The 19,842-nt window shown below is 68.4% G+C and carries 24 protein-coding genes; 12 read left to right on the plus strand and 12 right to left on the minus strand.

The features are described 5' to 3' along the window. The first annotated feature begins 86 nt into the window (after positions 1-86). The gene (locus tag H074_RS09735) at positions 87-1,190 is read left to right on the plus strand and encodes a branched-chain amino acid aminotransferase (RefSeq protein ID WP_007029852.1); all 1,104 of its coding nucleotides are present in this window, start codon (positions 87-89) and stop codon (positions 1,188-1,190) included. 111 nt (positions 1,191-1,301) lie between these two features. Here the strand turns inward: H074_RS09735 and cobT are convergent, their stop codons facing one another. Then, a complete protein-coding gene (gene cobT, locus H074_RS09740) occupies positions 1,302-2,378 on the minus strand; it encodes a nicotinate-nucleotide--dimethylbenzimidazole phosphoribosyltransferase (protein WP_039921995.1) in 1,077 nt (358 codons plus the stop codon). Positions 2,379-2,471: 93 nt separating this feature from the next. Here cobT and H074_RS09745 point away from each other — a divergent pair, with 93 nt between their 5' ends. Beyond that, positions 2,472-3,140, plus strand: coding sequence for an IspD/TarI family cytidylyltransferase (locus tag H074_RS09745; RefSeq protein ID WP_007029854.1), 669 nt, complete (start codon positions 2,472-2,474; stop codon positions 3,138-3,140). Here the strand turns inward: H074_RS09745 and H074_RS09750 are convergent. Beyond that, on the minus strand, positions 3,137-3,541 hold the full coding sequence (locus tag H074_RS09750) for a hypothetical protein (protein WP_007029855.1): 405 nt from the start codon (positions 3,539-3,541) through the stop codon (positions 3,137-3,139). The genes H074_RS09745 and H074_RS09750 overlap by 4 nt on opposite strands. A gap of 170 nt (positions 3,542-3,711) precedes the next feature. Here H074_RS09750 and H074_RS09755 point away from each other — a divergent pair, with 170 nt between their 5' ends. Genes H074_RS09755 through H074_RS09765 form a run of 3 tightly spaced genes read left to right on the plus strand, consistent with a single transcriptional unit; the run spans position 3,712 to position 5,529 of the window. Beyond that, positions 3,712-4,461 carry a GntR family transcriptional regulator gene (locus H074_RS09755; RefSeq protein WP_007029856.1) on the plus strand — a complete coding sequence of 250 codons (750 nt, stop codon included), beginning with the start codon at positions 3,712-3,714 and terminating at the stop codon, positions 4,459-4,461. Beyond that, positions 4,458-5,309: a phosphoribosylaminoimidazolesuccinocarboxamide synthase gene (locus tag H074_RS09760; RefSeq protein WP_007029857.1), complete on the plus strand. Its 852-nt coding sequence runs from the start codon at positions 4,458-4,460 to the stop codon at positions 5,307-5,309. The genes H074_RS09755 and H074_RS09760 overlap by 4 nt, the downstream gene beginning before the upstream one ends. Beyond that, a complete protein-coding gene (locus H074_RS09765) occupies positions 5,302-5,529 on the plus strand; it encodes a hypothetical protein (protein WP_039922099.1) in 228 nt (75 codons plus the stop codon). The genes H074_RS09760 and H074_RS09765 overlap by 8 nt, the downstream gene beginning before the upstream one ends. A 60-nt stretch (positions 5,530-5,589) precedes the next feature. Here H074_RS09765 and H074_RS09770 read toward each other — a convergent pair whose 3' ends face one another. Next, positions 5,590-6,579, minus strand: coding sequence for an aldo/keto reductase family protein (locus H074_RS09770; protein ID WP_007029859.1), 990 nt, complete (start codon positions 6,577-6,579; stop codon positions 5,590-5,592). 55 nt (positions 6,580-6,634) lie between these two features. Further along, a complete protein-coding gene (locus H074_RS09775; RefSeq protein WP_007029860.1) occupies positions 6,635-7,291 on the minus strand; it encodes a DUF3043 domain-containing protein in 657 nt (218 codons plus the stop codon). A 143-nt stretch (positions 7,292-7,434) separates the two neighbouring features. Here H074_RS09775 and H074_RS09780 point away from each other — a divergent pair, with 143 nt between their 5' ends. After that, positions 7,435-7,812, plus strand: coding sequence for a HesB/IscA family protein (locus H074_RS09780; protein WP_007029861.1), 378 nt, complete (start codon positions 7,435-7,437; stop codon positions 7,810-7,812). A 69-nt stretch (positions 7,813-7,881) separates the two neighbouring features. Here the strand turns inward: H074_RS09780 and H074_RS09785 are convergent, their stop codons facing one another. Next, positions 7,882-8,070: a hypothetical protein gene (locus tag H074_RS09785; RefSeq protein WP_007029862.1), complete on the minus strand. Its 189-nt coding sequence runs from the start codon at positions 8,068-8,070 to the stop codon at positions 7,882-7,884. Between the two features lie 141 nt (positions 8,071-8,211). On the opposite strand from H074_RS09785, the gene H074_RS09790 reads away from it, so the two are divergent. Next, entirely contained in the window at positions 8,212-9,201 is a 990-nt protein-coding gene (locus H074_RS09790; RefSeq protein WP_085940913.1) for a carbohydrate kinase family protein, read from the plus strand. 68 nt (positions 9,202-9,269) lie between these two features. Here H074_RS09790 and H074_RS09795 read toward each other — a convergent pair whose 3' ends face one another. Both H074_RS09795 and asnB read right to left on the minus strand, forming a co-directional pair. Then, complete coding sequence (locus tag H074_RS09795; RefSeq protein ID WP_007029864.1) at positions 9,270-9,932, minus strand: alpha/beta fold hydrolase; 663 nt, start codon at positions 9,930-9,932, stop codon at positions 9,270-9,272. Positions 9,933-9,988: 56 nt separating this feature from the next. Then, positions 9,989-11,923, minus strand: coding sequence for an asparagine synthase (glutamine-hydrolyzing) (asnB, locus tag H074_RS09800; RefSeq protein ID WP_007029865.1), 1,935 nt, complete (start codon positions 11,921-11,923; stop codon positions 9,989-9,991). A gap of 192 nt (positions 11,924-12,115) precedes the next feature. On the opposite strand from asnB, the gene ctaC reads away from it, so the two are divergent. After that, positions 12,116-13,054 (plus strand): aa3-type cytochrome oxidase subunit II, encoded by a 939-nt coding sequence (gene ctaC / locus H074_RS09805; protein ID WP_039921999.1) that lies wholly within the window; start codon positions 12,116-12,118, stop codon positions 13,052-13,054. A gap of 40 nt (positions 13,055-13,094) precedes the next feature. Next, entirely contained in the window at positions 13,095-13,514 is a 420-nt protein-coding gene (locus H074_RS09810; RefSeq protein WP_007029867.1) for a cytochrome c oxidase subunit 4, read from the plus strand. Between the two features lie 90 nt (positions 13,515-13,604). Here H074_RS09810 and H074_RS09815 read toward each other — a convergent pair whose 3' ends face one another. After that, positions 13,605-14,522, minus strand: coding sequence for a DMT family transporter (locus H074_RS09815; protein WP_007029868.1), 918 nt, complete (start codon positions 14,520-14,522; stop codon positions 13,605-13,607). Between the two features lie 82 nt (positions 14,523-14,604). On the opposite strand from H074_RS09815, the gene H074_RS09820 reads away from it, so the two are divergent. Further along, positions 14,605-15,567, plus strand: coding sequence for a GlxA family transcriptional regulator (locus tag H074_RS09820; protein WP_007029869.1), 963 nt, complete (start codon positions 14,605-14,607; stop codon positions 15,565-15,567). Here H074_RS09820 and H074_RS09825 read toward each other — a convergent pair. Further along, a complete protein-coding gene (locus H074_RS09825; RefSeq protein ID WP_007029870.1) occupies positions 15,564-15,959 on the minus strand; it encodes a cupin domain-containing protein in 396 nt (131 codons plus the stop codon). The two genes, H074_RS09820 and H074_RS09825, sit on opposite strands and share 4 nt — an antisense overlap. 52 nt (positions 15,960-16,011) lie before the next feature. Here H074_RS09825 and H074_RS09830 point away from each other — a divergent pair, with 52 nt between their 5' ends. After that, positions 16,012-16,977: a helix-turn-helix domain-containing protein gene (locus tag H074_RS09830; protein ID WP_007029871.1), complete on the plus strand. Its 966-nt coding sequence runs from the start codon at positions 16,012-16,014 to the stop codon at positions 16,975-16,977. A 15-nt stretch (positions 16,978-16,992) separates the two neighbouring features. Here H074_RS09830 and trpD read toward each other — a convergent pair whose 3' ends face one another. The 3 genes from trpD to H074_RS09845 all read right to left on the minus strand — a co-directional run bounded on the left by trpD (position 16,993) and on the right by H074_RS09845 (position 19,086). Continuing rightward, positions 16,993-18,021, minus strand: a complete 1,029-nt coding sequence (trpD, locus tag H074_RS09835; RefSeq protein ID WP_007029872.1) for an anthranilate phosphoribosyltransferase — start codon at positions 18,019-18,021, stop codon at positions 16,993-16,995. A gap of 176 nt (positions 18,022-18,197) precedes the next feature. Continuing rightward, the gene (locus H074_RS09840) at positions 18,198-18,608 is read right to left on the minus strand and encodes a hypothetical protein (RefSeq protein ID WP_007029873.1); all 411 of its coding nucleotides are present in this window, start codon (positions 18,606-18,608) and stop codon (positions 18,198-18,200) included. 61 nt (positions 18,609-18,669) lie between these two features. After that, a complete protein-coding gene (locus H074_RS09845; protein ID WP_039922003.1) occupies positions 18,670-19,086 on the minus strand; it encodes a hypothetical protein in 417 nt (138 codons plus the stop codon). A 95-nt stretch (positions 19,087-19,181) separates the two neighbouring features. Between H074_RS09845 and ctaE the strand changes: the two genes are divergently transcribed. Further along, the gene (gene ctaE, locus H074_RS09850) at positions 19,182-19,805 is read left to right on the plus strand and encodes an aa3-type cytochrome oxidase subunit III (protein WP_083920396.1); all 624 of its coding nucleotides are present in this window, start codon (positions 19,182-19,184) and stop codon (positions 19,803-19,805) included. The last annotated feature ends 37 nt before the right edge of the window (positions 19,806-19,842 follow it).

Raw genomic sequence — 19,842 nt, forward strand, 5'->3', positions numbered from 1 at the left:
TGTTCGTCGCAACGGACAGTTCGAAGGCGGTAAAGATATGCGGACGTCCGACTAACGTGGGTCCGACCAAGCGTTATCGTCTAACCATGACGACCTCGACGCAGTTCACCCATCTCCCGCACCCGAGCCCCGCGAGCCCGGAACGCGTCGCGGACGTATTGGCCGCACCCGGTTTCGGGCTGCACTTCACCGATCACATGGTGACCGTGAAGTGGAGCGCCGAGAAGGGCTGGCACGACGCGACCGTCGGGCCGTACGCGCCGTTGACGCTCGACCCGGCGACTTCCGTGCTGCACTACGGCCAGGCGATCTTCGAGGGCCTCAAAGCCTACCGCCAGCCCGACGGCACGATCGCGGCGTTCCGGCCCGACGCGAACGCGATCCGGTTCCGCAACTCGGCCGAGCGCCTCGCCATGCCGCAGCTGCCGGTCGAGGTCTTCCTCGACTCGATCCGCGAGCTCCTCGCGGTCGACAGCCGTTGGGTCCCGACGAAGCCGGGCGAGTCGCTGTACCTGCGGCCGTTCATGATCTCCACCGAAGCCGGGCTCGGCGTCAACCGGCCCGCGAACGAGTACCTCTACGCGCTGATCGGCTCGCCCGCCGGCTCGTACTTCTCCGGCGGCGTCAAGCCGGTGAGCGTGTGGCTCTCGACCGAGTACGTGCGCGCCGTCCCCGGCGGCACCGGCGAGGCGAAGTGCGCGGGCAACTACGCGGCGTCCTTCGTCGCGCAGGCGCAGGCCGTGGAGAAGGGCTGCGACCAGGTCGTGTGGCTCGACGCGGTCGAGCGGCGCTGGGTCGAGGAGATGGGCGGGATGAACCTGTTCTTCGTCTTCGGCTCCGGTGACGAGGCCCGCGTCGTGACCCCGGAACTGACCGGTTCGCTGCTGCCGGGCGTGACCCGCAAGTCGCTGCTGGAGCTGGCGAAGTCCTTCGGGCACCAGGTCGAGGAGCGGCGCATCTCCACCGACGAGTGGGAGAAGGCGGCGGCTTCCGGCGAACTGACCGAGGTGTTCGCCTGCGGGACCGCGGCGGTCATCACGCCGGTCGGGCACGTGAAGCACGCGGGTGGCGAATTCTCCGTCGCGGGCGGGCGGCCGGGTGAGCTGACGATGAAGCTGCGCGAGGCGCTGACCGGGATCCAGGAAGGCACCAGGCCCGCTCCGGAAGGTTGGATGTACCCGCTGGGCTGAGCCTTCGGCCCGGAAAGTCCGACAAGTCCGTGAAGGCCTCCTTGAGGGACCCAGAGTCCCTCAAGGAGGCCTTCACGGACTTCCGCATTTAGAAGACTAAATGCGGTGGGGTCAGGAAGGGGGTGCCTCGATCAGTGGCCCGCTCACCCCGGCCTGCTCGTGCGTGGCCATCTCCGCGAGCACCCGCGTCGCCATGAACACCAGCGGCAGCGCGGCGACCGCGCCCGTCCCCTCACCGAGGCGCACGTCCAGATCCAGGATCGGCTCCAGGTCGAGGTGCTCCAGCGCCAGCGCGTGCGCGGGTTCGCCGCCGCGCTGGCCGGCGGTCCACCACTGCCGCGCGCCCGGCACGAGTTCCTCGGCGACCAGCGCGGCCGCTGAGGCGACCAGGCCGTCCAGGATCACCGGCGTCTTCCGGAGCGAGGCCTGCGCGAGGAAGCCCGCCATCGCGGCGATGTCGGCGCCGGCGGCGGTGCGCAGCAGCGCGACCGGGTCGGCCAGCACGGTCCTCGCCCGACGCAGCGCGTCGCGGACCGCCGCGGCCTTGCGCATCCAGGCGTTGTCGTCGATCCCCGAACCGCGGCCGACGACGGCCACCGGTTCGCTGCCGGTCAGCGCCGCGACCAGGACCGAGGCCGGGGTGCTGTTCCCGATCCCGAGGTCGCCCGCGATGAGCAGGTCGGCCCCGCCGTCGACCTCGGCGTCGGCGATCGCCCGGCCCGCGCGGACGGCGGCGCGCGCCTCGTCGTCGGTCAGCGCGTCCTCGACGTCGATGGAGCCGGACCCGCGCCGCACCTTGAACTCGCCGATCGACCGCGTCGCGGGGGCGTCGCTGTCGACGGCCATGTCGACGACCCGGACGCTCGCGCCCGCCGAAGCCGCCAGGACGTTGATGGCCGCGCCACCGGTCAGCATGCTGCCGACGAGTTGCGCGGTGACTTCGCCCGGGTACGCCGAGACGCCCTTCGCGGCGACGCCGTGGTCCCCGGCGAACACCACGACCCGAGGCCGCGTGAACGGACGCGGCGGCGACTGGCCCTGGCAGGCCGCGACCCACACACCCAGTTCTTCGAGCCTGCCCAGCGAACCGGCCGGTTTGATCAGTTTCGAGTGCAGGGCGATCGCCGCCGAACGCGCGTGTTCATCAGGCTGCTCGACTTCGGCGAACTCGAGGATTTCGTCGTCCAACGCCTTGCCCCTTCGGATCACTTTGGTGGCCGGGCCCAACCTACCCACCCGCCTGTGCCAGAGTTGCCTGTGGCTCAGACGAAGGCCGCCGGGGTGGTGCTCGCGAGCGGAGCGGGTACCCGGGTCGGCGCCAAGCTCAACAAGGTCTACCTGCCGGTGGCGGGCAAACGGGTCGTCGCGTGGTCGCTCGACGCCTTCGCCCGGGTGCCCGGAATCGACGTGCTCGTGCTGGTCATCCGGCCGCAGGACACCGAACTCGCGCGGGAGGTGCTCGCCGCGCGGCCGGGCGAGGTCGAACTCGTCCACGGCGGCGCGACGCGCCAGGGTTCGGAGCTGAACGCCTTGCGCCACTTGGCTTCCCGCATCAAGAGCGGCGAGATCGACGCGGTACTGCTGCACGACGCGGCCCGTCCGCTCGTCACGCCGGAACTGATCGCGGACGTCCTCGCCGACACACGGCGCCACGGGGGAGCGGTGCCCGGGGTCGCGGCCGACGACATCGTGCGTGTCGACGGCGACACCGTTTCCGGCGCGCTGCCCGGTGCGATCAGGGTGCAGACACCGCAGGGTTTCCGCGCCGCCCCGTTGCTGGAGGCGTACGAAACGGCCGAGCGTGAGGGTTTCGTCGGCACGGACACGTCTTCGTGCATGGAAAGGTTCTCCGCGCTGCCGGTGCGGTGGGTTCCGGGCAGCGCGGAGAACCTCAAGATCACCTACCCGCACGACCTCGTTGTCGCCGAGCAGGTGATCGGCCGAGGTTAGGGATCTCCCTGGTCGGCCTTGGCCGGTATGGCGGGCAGGATGGTGACCGGACGGCGCGCTTCCATCGGGATCACGCAGTCCGGATGTGGTTGCAGCAGCTGGATCGGCGCGGCGGACTCGCCGGGAGCCGGGATGGTGAGCACGGCGCGCAGGGTCCAGTCGGCCGTGGAGTGGTACTGCCACGAGACGAGTGCCGGCCGGAAGACATCCGTGTCGGCGGCCGTGGCGACGCGGAAGGCGCTCGCCCGTTCCTCGCCGCGGAGGATGAGGACGTCGGCGCAGGTGTCCCACTGGAACACCGCGGCCCAGACCTCCGGTTCCTCCCGAGGGCCGAAGATGTAGACGACCCACCGGCGTCTTCGAAGCTCTTCGAGCAGTTCGTCGATGCTCAGATGGTTCATCGAGCCCCCCAACGGGTTTCGGGAACTCTGCGGAGAGTAACAGGTGTACTAGAGCACAGTCCAGAATGTGTACTAGTACGTAATAATGGTGTGTGAGCAGGATCCTTGGTGCTCGCCCATTGGTGTGCTAGAACGCTTGTGCGCACCGCGCGACCTTGTGAGGAGTCACCTTGCCCGCCGTCGATCGACCCGAACCGCCGTATCTCCAGATCGCGGGGAACATTCGCGACGACATCGTTTCGGGCAAGCTCAAGGAAGGCGACACGGTCCCGTCCGCGCGTGAGATCGCCAGGAACTGGAACGTCGCGATGGCGACGGCGATGAAGGTGCTGTCGACGCTTCGCGCCGAAGGTCTGGTCCGCGCGGTACGCGGGGTCGGGACAGTGGTGCAGACCAGGTCGCTGCACCGCTCCGCGCACGATCGGACGATCTCGATCGCGCGAACCGGCAAGGTCTATCCGCCGGGCCACTACGCGAAAATCCGCGAAGCCGGCCTCATGCCGGCGCCGGACAGGGTGGCGGGCGCGCTCGGAATCGATGAAGGCGCCCCGGTGATCCGGCGGCGACGGACCACGTACGCGAGCGAAGGCCGACCGGTGTCGACATCGGTCTCGTGGTTCGACGGCGCTGTCGCGTCGAAAGCTCCTTTGCTGTTCGAGCCGGTGCGGATCGTCGAAGGCACGGTCAAATACGTGGCGGACCGGACAGACCGGGTTCTGACCTCGACTCATTCTCAGCACGCCGCGGGGCTGGCGGGTGCCGAGGAGGCGACGGAACTCGGCGTGGCCGAAGGTTCGGCGATTCTGTTGAGTCGCAACAGGTTCTTGTCCGCCGAGGGTGACGTACTCGAGTACGGCGAATCGGCGGCCTTGCCGGACCACTGGATTTTCTACGAATACAACATCGAGGACGGGGAATGAAGCACATTCACGCGGGTAAGGTCCGGGACCTTTACGAAATCGACGGCGACATTCTGCTCGTCGCGTCGGATCGCGTTTCGGTCTACGACGTCTCGCTGCCGACCCCGATCCCGGACAAGGGCGCGCTGCTGAACCAGCTTTCCGCCTGGTGGTTCGAAAAGATGGCCGACGTGGTGCCGAACCACGTCGTTTCCACGACGGACGTCCCCGCCGAATTCGCGGGCCGCGCCATGCGCTGCAAGCCGCTGAAGATGATCCAGGTCGAGTGCATCGCGCGCGGATATCTCACCGGTCTCGGAATGCGCGAGTACCGGCGCGACGGCAAGGTCTCCGGTGTCGAACTGCCCGCCGGTCTCGTCGAGGCCGACAAGCTGCCCGAGCCGATCTTCACGCCCACCACGAAGATCTCCGACACCGGCCACGACGAGTTCATGACCTTCGCCGACGTCGTGAACGAGATCGGCCAGGAGACCGCGGACCGCATCCGTGACCTGACACTGGAGGTCTATACCAAGGGCGCGGAGCACGCGGCGAAGAACGGCATCATCATCGCCGACACCAAGCTCGAATTCGGTTTCGACGCCGACGGTGTGCTGACGCTCGGGGACGAGGTCCTCACGTCGGACTCGTCGCGTTTCTGGCCCGCCGACGAGTACGAGCCGGGCCGGACGCAGCACGCGTTCGACAAGCAGTTCGTCCGCGACTGGTCCACGACCACCGGCTGGGACAAGACGCCGCCCGGCCCGGCCATCCCGGACGAGATCGTCGAGGCGACCCGCAAGCGCTACACCGAGGTTTACGAGAGGATCACCGGGAAGACCTGGGTTCCCGGCGGTGGGCATGCCTGAACAGCAGGTCTACGACCCGTACCGGCTGATCGACGACGTCGAGGGCCTGCTGATCCAGCGGGGCCACCGGCCGGAGCGGCTCGACGGCCGGACCGGTGACCGGGTCGCCGGCGCGAGCAGGTTGTTGCGGGGCTTGGGAATCGATCCCTTGCGCGCCCCTGGTGACGCCCTCGACCTCGACGGTCAGATCGCGTACCAGTCCCGTCTGCACGGAGACTGACGCAAGTAGGTGACTAATTGCGGGAAAAGCGCCCGCGATTAGTCACCTACTTGCGAGGGATCAGGGGGAGCGGGTGAGAGTGGGGTCGGTCTCGGCGACGCCGTCGAGGGCCTCGTCGATCGCGGCGAGCAGATCCGCGTCCAGCTTCACGCCGGCCGCCTTTACGTTCTCGTGCACCTGCTCCGGCCGCGAGGCGCCGATGATCGCCGAGGCGACGTTCGGGTTCTGCAGCACCCACGCCACGGACAGCTGGGCCATCGTCAGGCCCGCCTTGTCCGCGATCGGCCGCAGCCGCTGGACGCGCTCGAGGACGTCGTCGTTGAGGAAGCGGGCGACCATGTTGGCGCCGCCCTTCTCGTCGGTCGCGCGGGAGCCCTCGGGAAGCGGCTGACCGGGCTGATACTTCCCGGTCAGCACGCCCTGCGCGATCGGCGACCAGACGATCTGGCTGAGCCCCTCGCGTTCGGAAGCCGGGATGACCTGAGCCTCGATGACCCGCCACAGCGCGTTGTACTGCGGCTGGTTCGAGATGAGGGGCACCTTCAGCTCGCGTGCGATCGCCGCGCCCTGCGTGATCTGCTCGGCGGTCCACTCGGAGACGCCGACGTAGAGCACCTTGCCCTGGCGGACGAGGTCGGCGAAGGCGAGGAACGTCTCTTCGAGCGGGACGGTCCGGTCGAACCGGTGCGCCTGGTAGAGGTCGACGTAGTCGGTGCCGAGCCGCTTCAGCGAAGCGTTCGCCGACTCCATGATGTGCTTGCGGCCGAGGCCCTGGTCGTTGGGCCCCTTGGGGCCGGTCGGCCAGTAGACCTTGGTGAAGATCTCCAGGCTTTCGCGGCGCAGGCCCTTCAGGCCGCGGCCGAGCACCGATTCGGCGGCCGTGTTCGCGTAGACGTCGGCGGTGTCGAACGTGGTGATGCCGGCGTCGAGCGCCGCCTTGATGCAGGCCTGGGCCTGGTCCTCTTCCACCTGGGACCCGTGGGTGAGCCAGTTGCCGTACGAGATCTCACTGACATTGAGGCCGCTGCGGCCCAGTCGTCGAAACTCCATGGGCGCGACTCTACCCCAGACCGTTAGGCTGGCTAACGACCTGGGTTTCGCCTGCTCAGACCTTGTCGCCGGGGCTGACCCGCGGCTTGGGGACCCGCAGTTTGCGGATCTGGCTCGCCCGGATGAAGGAGTACCAGCCGACGGAGGTGCCCTTGATCGTCTCGTTCGGGAACTTCAGGCGGACCATCTTCGCGATCCGGCGGCCGCTGAGCACACCCTCGACGATCATGCCGAGCAGCATCACGGTGCACAGCAGCGTCGCGTACCGCTGGACCTCCGGGTACGGCAGGATCAGCGCGACGAACACCAGGATCGCCAGCGGCATGAACAGGCCGAGCAGGTTGCGCCGCGAGTCGACCAGGTCGCGGATGTAGGCCTTGACCGGGCCGCGGTCACGGGGGAGCAGGTACTTGTCCTCGCCCGCCATCATCCGCTCACGGCGTTCCTTGGCGGCGTTGCGCTGCTTCTGCTTGTACTCCGGGTCGGCCTTCGCGGACTTGCGGAGCTCCTTGTTGCGCTTCATCGCCTCACGCATGGTGGTCGGCGGGGGCGCCACCGGGCCGCGGCGCTTGGCCTCGGCCTCACGCCGCTTCGGCGTGGCCTTGCCCTTCCCCGGCGTATACGCCTTGGCCTGGACCTCGACGGCCTGGGTGTCGGGCGTCTCGGTGTCCGTCGTGGCGGAGTCTGTGGTGCTACGGCGCAGGAACCTCACCTCACCAGGGTAGTTGCAGGCGTCACGGTGCCACGCACCAGGCCGAGCGATATGTCACCATGGAGGGGAACAGATCGGGACTCCGACGTGTTGGACCATATGCAAGACGAGTACCCGCAGCGAGTTCGACCAGAGGGAGAACCATGACGACCGCTGAGCAGGCAGCCGCAGCTCAGGCCGAAACCGCCGAGGAGACCCACGGCGTCACGTTGACCGACGCCGCCGCCGCCAAGGCGAAGGCCCTGCTCGAGCAGGAGGGCCGTGACGACATGCACCTGCGCATCGCCGTCCAGCCCGGTGGGTGCGCTGGCCTGCGCTACCAGCTGTTCTTCGACGAGCGCACGCTCGACGGCGACCTGTTCCGTGACTTCGACGGGCTCCGCGTGGCCGTCGACCGGATGAGCGCGCCGTACGTGTCGAGCGCCGTGATCGACTTCGTCGACTCGATCGAGAAGCAGGGCTTCACGATCGACAACCCCAACGCGACCGGCAGCTGCGCCTGCGGCGACAGCTTCCACTGATCCGCGTCGAGGCATGAAGAAGGGCCGCGAACCTCACAGGTCGCGGCCCTTCTCCATGCCGGGACGGGATCAGACGTAGGCGTCCAGATCGGCGACCTGTGCGAGACAGTGCTCGTCCACGGTCCAGGGTGGAGCGATCTGCCGGGGCAGCGGCAGGTTCTCGGCCTGGAGGGACGACGGGATACCGGCACAGTCGGCGATGAGCTCGCCGATCGATTCCGGTTCGAGGTGATACGCGGAAGTGGTCACGAACGACAAGCTAATGACCGAGGTTGGAGTAGGACACCACTACCAACCGGTAGTGTTGATGGCCGTGCCTGAAGCAACCCATATGGGGCATGACCTGCGGGTAACTTAGCCGTCCTCGCCTCGGCGGGGCCGACCGATCAAGGAGAACCGGTGGCAGACAGCGCCAGGATCGCAGTATCCGGCAGTATCGCAACCGACCACCTCATGCACTTCCCGGGAAGGTTCGCCGAGCAGCTCATCGCCGAGCAGCTGCACCGGGTGTCCCTGAGCTTCCTGGCCGACGATCTCGTCGTCCGGCGGGGCGGGATCGGCGCGAACATCGCCTTCGGCCTCGGTGTGCTGGGCAAGCGCCCGATCCTGGTCGGCGCGGTGGGCTCCGACTTCGCCGACTACCGCTCATGGCTCGAGCGGCACGGCGTCGACACCGCCGGTGTGCTGGTTTCCGAGATCGCGCACACCGCCCGCTTCGTCTGTACCACCGACGAGGACCTCTGCCAGATCGCCACCTTCTACGCCGGCGCGATGGCCGAATCCCGCAACATCGAACTCGCGCCGGTCGCCGCGCACGCCGGTGAGCTGTCGCTCGTGCTGATCAGCCCGGACGACCCCGAAGGCATGGTCCGGCATGCCGAGGAGTGCCGCCAGCGCGGCTACACCTTCGCCGTCGACCCCTCACAGCAGCTGGCCAGGATGGACGGCGCGCAGGTGCGTGCCTTCATCGAGGGCGCGAAGTATCTGTTCAGCAACGACTACGAATGGGAACTGCTGCTGCAGAAGACCGGCTGGTCGGAGGCCGAGGTCCTCGAGCGCGTCGGCATGCGGATCACCACGCTCGGGGAGAAGGGCGTCGAGATCATCGGCAAGGACGGCCTCGCGCTGCAGATCGGCGCCGTCCCGGAACGCGGCAAGGTCGACCCGACCGGTGTCGGCGACGGTTTCCGCGCCGGGTTCATCGCCGGTATCGAGGGTGGGCTGGGCCTGGAGCGCTCGGCGCAGCTGGGCTCGCTGATCGCCGTACTGGTCCTGGAGACCGTGGGCACGCAGGAATGGTCCTTCGACCGCGCTGACGTCCTCGGCCGTCTCAAGGAGGCCTTCGGCCCGGAGGCCGCCGAGGAGATCGCGGCGATTCTGCCCGCGTGAGCCTCCGGTAAGTCCGTGAAGGCCTCCTTGAGGGACTCTGAGTCCCTCAAGGAGGCCTTCACGGACTTTTACGCAGAACGCCGTGAACCGGTCAGGATCCCGGAGATCTCGGCCGGCCGGGACATGTGCGGACAGTGTCCGGCGTCGATCTCGATCGCGGTGACGCCGAGCCGCTCCCGGGCGGCCCGGCGCATCCAGTCCGGCCGAAGCGTGCGGTCGCGGGTGGAAACGATCACCGTCGACGGGATCTCCGGCGCGGCTCCTGCCGGATGCGACGCAAGCACCGCGGGGTCGAACAGCCGCAGACTGTCCAGCGCCAGCCGTTCGGTCTCGGGATCGCAGTCGTGGAAGAGGAATTCCGACGCCTTCGCGGGATCGGCTGCCGGGTCCACACCGATCCAGTCCGGTTCGAGCAAGGCCGGTGCCTCGTCCCGCAGGCTTCGCCCACCGGCGAAGTCGGGAATGTAGGCGGCGACCCACACCATCGCCCGCGCGTCGAGCGCTTCGGCGATCGCGGGAAGCAGGACCCCGGCTCCGGAGTGGGCCACGACCACCGGCCGCTCGCCGTCGTACTGGTCTCGCGCGTGCTGCACGTAGCCTTCGAACTGCAGACCCGCCGGAGTCAGCAGGTCCACCGCGATCGGCCGGTGCCCGGCGGCGGTGAGCAACTTGGCCACCCGGCCCCAGCCCGCCGGGCTCTGCGTCGTGCCGTGCACGAGGACGAAGTCCATCCCTCCATGCTGGCCTTCACCGGGTGAACGGTGAAGGCCGGCATGGGGAGTCGTGACTAGAGCTTCACCGGGTAGACGGGTTCCGGCACCTCGGGCTTGATGCGGTTCTCCACGAAGATGCCGTGCCACAGCATGAACACCAGCAGCGCCCACAGCTGACGGCTGCGGTCGAGCTGACCGGCCTTGTGCTCTTCGAGCAGCGCCAGGACGGCCTTCTTGTCGAGCAGCGCGTCGGTCCGCGAGTCCGAGATGATGCCCTTGGCCCAGTCGTACATCTCGTTGCGCAGCCACAGCCGGATCGGCACCGGGAAGCCCAGCTTGCGCCGGTTCAGCACGTGTCCCGGGATGATCTTCGCCAGCGCCTGGCGCAGCGCGTACTTCGTGGTGCCGTGCGCGAGCTTCTGGTCGAGCGGGATGGTCGACGCGACCTTGAACACCTCGGCGTCGAGGAACGGCACCCGCAGTTCCAGCGAGTTCGCCATGGTCACCTTGTCGGCCTTGACCAGGATGTCGCCGCGCAGCCAGGTGTAGAGGTCGACGTGCTGCATCCGCGCGACCGGGTCCCAGTTCTCCGAGATCTTGTACCAAGGAGCGGTGACGTCCTTGAAGCCGATCCCGTCCTCGTACGTGCGCAGCACCTTGCGGAGCTGGTCGTCGCGGAAGTTGCGGGCGTTGCCGTAGTAGCGGTCCTCCAGCGGCAGCGCCCCGCGCCGCAGCAGGTCCTTGCCCCGGGTGCCCTCCGGGATCTTCGTGGAGACCTTGCCGATGATCTTCCGCATCCCGCCCGGGATCTTCTCGAACGGCGCCAGCGAGATCGGCTCGTTGTAGATCGTGTAGCCGCAGAAGAGCTCGTCGGCGCCTTCACCGGACAGCACCGCCTTGACGTGCTTACGTGCTTCGCGGGCGATGAACCACAGCGGCACGAGCGCCGGGTCGGCCACCGGGTCGTCGAGGTACCAGACGATGAGCGGCAGAGCCTCCATCATCTCGTCCGCCGACACGGTGCGGACCACGTGCTTCACGCCGATCGCGGCGGCCGATTCGGCGGCGACGTCGACCTCGGAGTAGCCCTCGCGCTCGAACCCGGTGGTGAACGCGATCAGGTTCGGGTTGTGCTCCTTGGCCAGCGTCGCGGTCGCCGTGGAGTCGATGCCGCCGGAGAGGAACGCGCCGACCGTGACGTCCGGGTCGGAGATCATGTGCTTGCCGACCGAGTCGCGCATCACATCGGCGATGCGCTCGTACAGCTCGTCGGCCTCGGCCTGGCTGTTCACCGGCTTCGCGTTGAACTGCGGGTGGAAGTAGCGCGTGAACCGCACGTCACCGCCGGGCACCACCCGGAACGACGTGCCGGACTCGACGCGGCGGATTCCGGTGTGCATCGACTCGGGTTCCGGCACGTACTGCAGCACCAGGTAGTGCTGCAGGGCCGTCTTGTCCAGCTTCTCCTCGACCCCGAGCACGCCCGAGAGCTCCAGCAGGCTCTTCTTCTCGCTCGAGAAGGCGACCTTGCCGGGACCGGCGGAGTAGAACAGCGGCTTGATGCCGAACGGGTCGCGCGCGCCGAAGACGACCTTCTCCTGGGAGTCCCAGATCATGAAGGCGAACATGCCGCGCAGCTTCTTCACCGCGTCGTCGCCGAGGTAGTGGTACGCCGCGACGATCGCCTCGCCGTCACCCTCTGTGGCGAATTTCGCACCGTGCTCGGCGGCCAGCTCCTCACGCAGCTCTTTGTAGTTGTAGATCTCGCCGTTGAAGTTCAGCGTGTAGCGCTCGGGCGCCTCCGGCGGGCCCCACACCAGCGGCTGGTGGGCGTGGTCGACGTCGATGAAGGCCAGCCGGTTGAAGCCGTAGACCACCTCGGCGTCGGCCCAGGTGTCGTGCTCGTCGGGGCCGCGGTGCCGCTGGCAGCGCATGGCCGCGTCGACGGCGTCACGGGCGCTCGCAGCGTCGGCTTCGGTCGAACAGATCAGTCCAAGCAGGCCGCACACGTCTAGTTCACACACCTCTTGTTGGCCGAGCGGGGAGAAGTGCCCAGTATGCCGGTGGGTGTGTACACCCGGATGTGGTGGGGGATACGCGTGTTGGGGTTACCCCTTAGTCAGCGCGGCGCCGCAACTCGGCTAGGCTCCGGCTGTCACAAAGATCGGTCGAGGAGGCTCTGGGTGAAAGGGCAAGGCGCAGTGGGAAATCCAGAGCGCATCCCGGTTAAGCGGGCTGGTCGCGTCGCAGCGCTCGCCGCGCTGGTGATGCTGACCGCGACGGGCTGTTCCGGGGACGAGATCCTCCGCTTCGGCTGGCCGGTCGGGGTGACCCCGCAGGCGCACGACATGCGCACCCTGTGGACGTGGACGGTCGTCGCGGCGCTGGCCGTCGGTGTCATCGTCTGGGCGCTGATCTTCTGGACCGCGATCTTCCACCGCAAGAAGAAGACCGCCGACGGCGCGGAAGAGGAACTGCCCCGTCAGTTCCAGTACAACATCCCGCTGGAGATCTTCACGGTCGTCGTCCCGACGATCATGGTCTGCGTGCTGTTCTTCTTCACCGCGACCACCGAGAACCGCGTGCTCGCCGAGACGGACAACCCGGACGTCACGGTCGACATCGTCGCGTTCCAGTGGAACTGGGAGTTCAAGTACAAGAGCGACTCCAAGAACCACGACGACCCCGAGATCACCACGGTCGGCAGCTCGACCGAGATCCCGCTGCTCGTCCTGCCGACGAACAAGACGATCCAGTACAACCTGCGGTCGGCCGACGTCATCCACTCGTTCTGGGTGCCGGAGTTCCACTTCAAGCGGGACGTCATGCCGGACCCGGAGAAGAACAACCAGGACTTCACCTTCCAGAACTCGATCGACAAGGAAGGTTCGTTCGTCGGCCGCTGCGCCGAACTGTGCGGCACCTACCACTCGGGGATGAACTTCGAGGTCAGGGCGTTGTCGCCGGACAAGTACGCGCAGTACATCCAGCTCCGTGGCACGGTGAACCCGAAGAGCGGCAAGCCGAACACGGCTTCCGAGGCGCTGACGGCGATGAACTGCGGCGAGCTGTGCGCGCCCTACGCCGTCACCACCACCCCGTTCAACACCGACCGCACCGCGCGGGTCGCGTCCAACTGACCCGGCTGTTCGAGCCCGAAACAGGAGTGAGGCAACGTCCATGAAGGTCGAAGGACGGATTTTCTTCCTCGTCGCGGTCTTCTCCGTCGTCGTGGCGGGTATCTACGCGTACATGACCGGAACGATGACCCGGGACGGCGTCGAGCCGGTCGGTGTGGTGGCCCTGATCCTCACCGGTGGCCTGGCCTTCCTGGCCGGGAGCTACCTGCAGTTCGTGGCGCGGCGCATCGAGCCGCGGCCGGAGGACCGGGAAGACGCCGAGATCAGCGATGGCGCCGGTGAGCTGGGCTTCTTCAGCCCGGGCAGCTACTGGCCGATCGGTCTCGCGGCGGCCGCCGCGCTGACCGGTGTCGCGCTCGCGTTCTTCCACGTCTGGCTGCTCATCATCGCGCTGGGCCTGGTCATCGTCGCCATCGGCGGGCTGGTGTTCGAGTACCACACCGGTCCGAACCACGAGTGACGTTCTGACGCCGAAGCGGCGCCTTGCTCCGGGAACGGAGTGGGGCGCCGCTTTCGTCTGTGCCGGCCCTCGTGAGTGGTAAGGATGGTTCTAACCGTCTTTACCACTCACGAGGCTGGGGCGGACGGTCACTGCCGCCTTCTCCGCTCCGGGGGCCGCTGCCCGCTTCGGGGCCAGCGCCGCCACCAGGACGGCCAGCATCCCCAGGCCCTCCGGCCACGTCGGCCGGTGCCCGTAGGCGAGGACGTCCACCACCACCGCGACCACCGGATAGACGTAGGACAGCAGCGCCACCGTCGTGGTCGGCAGCTTCCCGATGCTCGCGTACATCAGGACGTACATCAGCGCGGTGTGCACGGTCCCGAGCAGAACCAGCCACAGCAGCCCTGAGGTGTCCGCGGGCAGCGGCGTGACGAGCAAGGCGGGTGCGAGCACGATCGTGCCGGTCACCAGCTGTACGGCCGCCAGGACGTGCGGGCGCAGGTGCTTGAGCTGCTTCGCGACGAACGAGGCGCCGGAGTAGAGCGCGGCCGCGCCGAGGGCGAGTGCGATGCCTTCCAGGCGCACGGCCTTGCCGTCGGCGCCGTGCGCGGACAGTGAGATGAGCGTCACGCCGCCGAACGCGATCAGCGCCCGGACCAGCTGGCTCTTCGCCATCTTCTCACCGAGGAACGCGGCGGCGAGACCGACCAGCATCAGTGGCTGTGTGTGGTACACGACCGTGCTGACCGAGATCGACGACAGCGCGTACGAAGCGAACAGCAGCACCCAGTTCCCGACCAGGAACAGCCCGCCGAGGACGGCGAGCAGCAGGTCGCGGCGGGTGAGTGTCCACGGGCGGAGCCAGCCGCGAGCCGCGCTCCACACCAGGAGCAGCAGGCCGCCGACGAGGCTCCTCGCGAACGCCACGGCGGGCGCGTCGGCACCGCTTTCGAGGACGACGGCGCCGATGGTGCCGGAGAGTGCCATCGCGGCGGTCCACTGGAGCAGGGGGTTGTTCTTGTTCATGGCGACCACTTTCTGCCTCGCCTGCCGGACCGGCCAGTGTCAGAGATGACATCGACCGCAAAACTTGTGACACACTGCCCGGATGGACGTGAAGAAGGTCGCAGTGGTGCTCGCCGATCAGGTCTCGCCTTTCGAGCTGGGCGTCGCGTGCGAGGTCTTCGGCACCGATCGCAGCGCCGACGGCATCGAGGGCTGGGACTTCGCGGTCTGCTCACCCGGTGGCGAGAACGTCCTGAGCTGGTCCGGATTCGGGCTCGACGGCCTGGAGAGCCTGGACTTCGCGGCGTCCGCCGACCTGCTGATCGTCCCGACCTGCGCGCCGCGCAGTGCGAGCCCGCCGGAACCGGTGCTCGAGGTCCTGCGTGACGCGGCGAGCCGGGGCGCCTGGGTCGCGGGCTTCTGCGCGGGCGTCTTCTCGCTCGGTTACGCGGGGCTGCTCGACGGGCGCGACTGCACCGTCCACTGGGTCTACGAGCAGGAGTTCCGGTCGCGCTTCCCGGCGGCGAAGGTCGATCCGAAGGCGTTGTACGTCGACGATGACGGCGTCCTCACCAGCGCCGGCACCGTCGCCGCCGTCGACCTGTGCCTGCATCTGGTGCGGGAACTGCGCGGTGTCGCCGCGGCCACCACGCTGGCCAGGCGGATGGTCGCGGCCCCGCACCGGGCCGGCGGGCAGGCGCAGTTCGTGCAGGCGCCGGTGCCCGAGACCGCCGCGCCGGACGACACCGTGCTCGCCGAGGCGCTCGAATGGATCGAGCGGCGACTGGACCGGCCGTTCACCGTCGCGGAACTCGCCCGGCGCAGCGGATTGGGGGAGCGCACGTTCCTGCGCCGGTTCTCGGCGGCCACCGGTACGACGCCGCACCGGTGGCTCACCGAACGCCGCCTCGACCGCGCGCAGTCGCTGCTCGAGGAAGGTCGTCTGTCCATCGAGGACATCGCGGTCGCCTGCGGATACGCCTCCGCCGCGGCGCTGCGGCACCAGTTCGGCAAGCTGCGCGGGACCAGCCCGAGCGCTTACCGGAAGACGTTTTCCGTTGGCTAGAGGGAGATTTCCTGCCCGACGGTGACCTGGACATGGTCGGGGACCTCGTCGTGCTCGTCACCGACGGAGAGCGTTCCGGTCGGCTCGAACAGCAGAAGCGACGCACCGTCCACTGAGGACGGTTTGTGGTACGTCCCGCGCGGGACGACGAACACCGAGCCGCGCGGCAGGGTGACGACCCGTTCGCCGCCGTCCTCGCGCAACGCGATGGCCAAGGTGCCGTCGAGGACGAGGAAGAACTCGTCGGTGTTCTCGTGGACGTGCCAGACGTGCTCGCCCGCGACCTTGGCGAGACGGACGTCGTAGTCGTTGACGTGGGCGACGATCCGCGGGCTCCAGATCTCGTCGAACGCGGCCAGCGCGGTTTCCAGGTCGATCGGCTGCTTGCTCATGATCCGATCCTGGCCGCTGGACCACGGGAGGCGTGAGTGCTAGGAATCGCATATGCCGCATGATTTCTCGCACGAGGTCGCCGTCCTGGTCGACGAGGGGTCCAACCCCTTCGAAATGGGCGTCGCGACCGAGCTGTTCGGACTGCGGCGGCCGGAACTCGATCGGCCTTGGTACGGCTTCACACTGTGTGCCGCCGAGTCGTCCGTGCGCATGCACCTGGGCATGTTCACCCTCACCGGGGTCGCCGGGCTCGAAGCCGTGGAGGCCGCCGACACGGTGATCGTGCCCAACCGGCCCGATCCGGAGCGTCCGGCCAAGGAGCCGGTGCTGGAGGCCATCCGCGCCGCGGCCGCGCGGGGTGCGCGGCTGGTGAGCTTCTGCACCGGTGCCTTCACGCTCGCGCAGGCCGGTGTCCTGGACGGACGGCGCGCGACGACGCACTGGAAATGGGCGGGGCTTTTCCGAGAGTCGTATCCCGGCGTGCTGCTGGAGCCGGATGTTCTCTTCGTCGACGACGGTGACGTCCTGACCGCGGCCGGCAGCGCGGCGGCGCTCGATCTGGGGCTGCACCTGATCAGCCGCGACCACGGCGCCGAGATCGCCAACGCGGTGAGCAGGCGGCTGGTGTTCGCCGGGCACCGCGATGGCGGCCAACGGCAGTTCGTCGAGCGCCCGCTGCCGCCGGTTCCGGACACCTCGCTGGCGCCGGTGCTCGCATGGGCGCGTGAACGGTTGGACCGCCCGCTCACCGTCGCCGACCTCGCCGCGCGGGCGGCGGCCAGCCAGGCGACGCTGCACCGGCGGTTCCGCGCCGAACTGGGGACCACGCCGCTGGCGTGGCTCACGACGGAACGGATCGCGCTGGCGTGCCGGCTGATCGAGCGCGGTGAGCAGCGGCTCGACCAGGTGGCGCGGGCTTCGGGGTTCGGTACCGCGGCGAACCTGCGGACCCGGCTTCGCCGGGCTACGGGGCTGACTCCTACGGCTTACCGGGCGCGGTTCAGCACGGCTTCGTAGGGCTGGTCGCCAGTGCTAAGCGAAGGCGATCCACCGGTTCAGCAGGTCGGCCGCCGCACCCGAGTCGATGGCCGAGGCGGCCCGCGCCAGCCCGGCCGCCAGATCGTCTTCCAGCGACCCGGAGAACCCGGCGAAAGCCGCCAGCGCGGCCGCCGAGTTGAGCAGCACCGCGTCCCGCACCGGCCCGGTCTTCCCGGCCATCACCTGGTGGAACACGCCGGCGTTGTGCGCGGCGTCCCCGCCGCGCAGGTCCTCCGCGGTCGCCCTGGCGATGTCCAGCGACGCGGGATCGAAGCTCCGCTCGATGATCTCGCCATCGGAGACCACCCACACCGAACTCGTGGTCGTGGTGGTGATCTCGTCCAGCCCGTCGTCGCCGCGCACGAGCAGCACGGTCATCCCGCGCCGTGCGAACACCTCGGCCAGCACGCGCGTCTTGTCTTCGTACGCGCAGCCGATCAGCGAACTGCGTGGTTGCGCGGGGTTGGTGAGCGGACCCAGCAGGTTGAACGTCGTCGGCACGCCGAGTTCGCCGCGTGTCGGGCCGGCGTGGCGCAGAGCGGGGTGGAACTTCGGCGCGAAGCAGAAGCCGATGCCCAGTTCGTTCACGCTGCGCTGGACCGTCTCGGGCGGCAGGTCGATGGTGACGCCCAGCTCCTCCAGCACGTCGGCCGCGCCGGACTTCGACGACGCGCTCCGGTTGCCGTGCTTGGCCACCGGGGCACCGGCCGCGGCCGTCACCACCGTGGCCATGGTGGAGATGTTGACCGAGTTGGACCGGTCGCCGCCGGTGCCGACGATGTCCACCGACGGCCTGTCGATGGTCACCCGTCTGGCGTGCGCCAGCATGGCGTCGGCCATGCCGGAGATCTCCGCCGGTGTCTCACCCTTCGCGCGCAGCGCGACGGCGAACCCGGCGATCTGGGAGGGCGTCGCCGCCCCGCTCATGATCTGGTCCATCGCCCACGCGGTGTCCTCCTCGGACAGGTCCGCGCGCGCGATGAGCTGGTTGAGCAGGGACGGCCAGGTCTTAGTGGTCACCATCGGAAGTCCTCCGGGGATCTCGACGGCCCAGCTTCCCGCTGGACGCACGGGCCGCGAGATCCGAGTACAGCGCCGGTACGAGGACCTCGCGGCCGCACGCCCAGCGGAAACCTGGATCCGCCGAATACCCCCGAAGGGCTTCCGATGGCAACCACTTGGTGGCCGCGCTCATCGGTTCAGCCGTGCACGGCCGGCACCCGCCGGGCGCGCAGCACGTCGGCGACGGTCTCGGCGGCGGTCAGCGGGTCGAGCGGGTGGACCAGCACCGCGTCGGCCTGCGACCAGGTCGCGAGCCAGCGGTCGTCCTTGCGCCGGACCGAAACCACGATCGGCGGGCAATCCTCGATCTCGTTCTTCAGCTGACGGGTCAGCCCGATGCCGCCGGTCGGCTGCGCCTCGCCGTCGAGGATGGCCAGGTCCACGTTGCCCGCGTCCATCTCGACGAGGACCTCGGAGATGCCGGACGCCTCGATGTAGTCCACCCGGCCGAGGTCGGCGGCGGGCCTGCGGCCGACGGCGTTGATGATCGCCTCGCGCACCTCCGCCTTGTGGCTGAACACCAGGATCCGCATCGCCTGCTCGCCCATGAGCGCGCCTCCGCCTCGTCTAGTCATGTCGACCCCGCGATGTTATCCGCCATGACCGACATCACGTGGACGCACCCGACGGCTGGAGCGCGTCCCAGCCCAGCGAATCCCCGCCGAGCCGCTGCGCGAGTCCCGCCATCCGTGACCGTTCCTGCGCGCAGTGCAGCGCGTCGAGGGTCTGGACGCGCACCGCGTGCGCGAGGGCGAAATCGCCGTCAGGACCCTGTTCTCGCAGCTCCCAGCCGTCCTGAGCGAGGATCGAGGTCGCCTCCGCCACCTTTTCGGGCGGAAGCTTCAAGTGATGGCGCAGGATCGCGGGCGCTTCGGCGACCCAAGCGGGTGATCTCGCCAACGCCGAAGAATCCGCCTCTGCCGGATCGAAGGCCTCGACGACGATCTCCACGCCGGGCGTGTCGACCGTCAAGCCCGGGACGGCAGGCTTCCTGACCAGGTCACGAAGCCGATCTAGTAAACCCATGAGTAGCCCGGTTCCCACTTTCGTTCAGATGTGACCCGACACGCACGCGACCCGCCGTGGACCCACCCGGCGGGCCCCGTGCATGAGAGGACATAATGCGACGCGTGACAACGGCAGCTCCCACCATCAGCCAGCGGGTCCACTCGCTGAACCGGCCGAACATGGTCAGTGTCGGCACCATCGTGTGGCTGTCCAGCGAACTGATGTTCTTCGCCGGACTGTTCGCCATGTTCTTCACCGTGAAGGCGCAGAACGCGACCGGCCAGTGGCCGCCGCCGCTGCACGGTGAGCCCTTCGCGTTGAACGTCGGCCTGGCGATCCCGTTCACGGTGATCCTCGTGGCCTCCTCGTTCACCTGCCAGTTCGGCGTGTTCGCCGCCGAAAAGGGCGACGTCTTCGGCCTTCGACGCTGGTACATCATCACGTTGATCATGGGCGCGATCTTCGTCGGCGGCCAGGGTTACGAGTACCTCCACCTGATCGACGAGGGGATGACGATCCCGTCCGGCCCGTTCGGCACGGTCTTCTTCCTCGCGACCGGGTTCCACGGCCTGCACGTCATCGGCGGGCTCATCGCGTTCGTGTACCTGCTCATCCGCACCAAGCTGAGCAAGTTCACCCCGGCCCAGGCCACCTCGGCGATCGTCGTGTCGTACTACTGGCACTTCGTCGACATCGTGTGGGTGGGTCTGTTCGCGGTGATCTACATCCTTCCGTGAACGAAGCCGCCACCACGACCTATCGGCCTGAACTGAC

The sequence above is a fragment of the Amycolatopsis decaplanina DSM 44594 genome (assembly GCF_000342005.1).
In the GTDB taxonomy this organism is placed as follows: domain Bacteria; phylum Actinomycetota; class Actinomycetes; order Mycobacteriales; family Pseudonocardiaceae; genus Amycolatopsis; species Amycolatopsis decaplanina.